2 protein-coding genes and 1 pseudogene are annotated in these 1,124 nt (G+C 58.5%); 1 reads left to right on the top strand and 2 read right to left on the bottom strand.

Annotation, left to right across the window (positions count from 1 at the left end; all coding sequences use genetic code 11):
• Positions 1–577: pseudogene (locus tag EN939_RS35235) on the top strand (hypothetical protein); the annotation flags it as partial.
• 61 nt (positions 578–638) lie between these two features.
• Here EN939_RS35235 and EN939_RS35230 read toward each other — a convergent pair.
• Complete coding sequence (locus EN939_RS35230) at positions 639–737, bottom strand: putative RiPP precursor (RefSeq protein WP_127271495.1); 99 nt, start codon at positions 735–737, stop codon at positions 639–641.
• A 214-nt stretch (positions 738–951) separates the two neighbouring features.
• Positions 952–1,041 carry a putative RiPP precursor gene (locus EN939_RS35225; RefSeq protein ID WP_127271493.1) on the bottom strand — a complete coding sequence of 30 codons (90 nt, stop codon included), beginning with the start codon at positions 1,039–1,041 and terminating at the stop codon, positions 952–954.
• Positions 1,042–1,124: the final 83 nt, after the last annotated feature.

The raw sequence follows: 1,124 nt of genomic DNA, 5'->3' as shown, positions 1-1,124 counted from the left end.
CTTCAGCTTCGACCTGGCTGAAGAAGCCAACACGGTCAGCGTCAGCGGCGGCGGCTTGGAGCGGCGGCTGACGCTGTCGCCCTACTCGGCGGATCTCGGCCTGCTGTCGCCGCAACGCGCCGGCATCGACACTGATGCCGCCCTCGAAACGATCGATTTCGACGATGTGACGTCGCGCAGCCTCAGGAAAATTCCGGCTGGCCATGCCGGATTGGCGTGGCGCAACCTGAATGCGATGGCCCGCGACTTCACCAAGGATAGCCAGGGCTATGTCAATGGCAATGTTTCCGGCGACCATGTGCTCTACACCAGCAGCGGGCTGCCGGCCGAATTCAGCTGCGAACGGCCGTTCGGCTTTCACTCGGTCATGCTGAGCGCCGCCTGGCTGGCGTCAGAAGGGGAGGTGGCGCTGATCGAAAGCTGGCTTGGCGAGCAGCTGATTGCAAGCGACGAGGTCACGCTGTCGGCGCTGACGCCGCTGCACTACGCCCCAATGCTCAAAGCTGTAACGCGTGTTCGCCTGTCGACGAAGCACTATTGGCAAATGGTCGTGGACGATCTGGTCTTAACGCGCTGAGATTTAGGCATGCCAAAGCGGAGCGAAATTTCGCCCCGCTTCAATCAGGTTATGTTGACGGTCAGCCCGGCACAATAATAATCGAGGCGCCGTTGGCCGCAGTGATCGCCGACAACCGGCCTTTTTTCAAGAACGATGGCTTCACATAGATCTTTTTCATATCAGACTCTCCTAAAATCCCGATCCGATGATGCCAGACTGCGGCCATCTGTCAACCATGCGGCTGGAATCGGTAAAACTGCAATAAATCCAAGGAGGAGCGGCAAGGCGCCCGCCCTCCAATTCTTGTTTACGCCATCCCGGATCGAAGGCCTTCGATGCTTTTTCTGGAATTGCTCCAGCGCCAGGCGCGTTTCGGCCAAGAGTGTGCCAGATTATATCGTGGCGCTGGTCGAGCCGTTTGCCGTGACGGCTGAAAGCTTGCCCTTCTTGACGAGAGCCGGCTTCGCGTAAGTCTTCTTCATGGTAATCTCTCCTCATCCCTACGCGAGAATGGCAGATACGCAAGATGTGTCAACCAAGCCGGGCGTCCACACGGGCTCTTGGC

The organism is Mesorhizobium sp. M7A.F.Ca.CA.002.05.1.1 (assembly GCF_003998335.1).
GTDB lineage: Bacteria > Pseudomonadota > Alphaproteobacteria > Rhizobiales > Rhizobiaceae > Mesorhizobium.
Note: the sequence above shows the minus strand (reverse complement) of the source record. Positions and strands in the feature narration are given on the sequence as shown.

Bases quoted from the DNA above. Each gene is read 5' to 3' on its own strand.
- EN939_RS35230 (WP_127271495.1), bottom strand. From the start codon at position 737: ATGAAAAAGATCTATGTGAAGCCATCGTTCTTGAAAAAAGGCCGGTTG.
- EN939_RS35225 (WP_127271493.1), bottom strand. From the start codon at position 1,041: ATGAAGAAGACTTACGCGAAGCCGGCTCTCGTCAAGAAGGGCAAGCTT.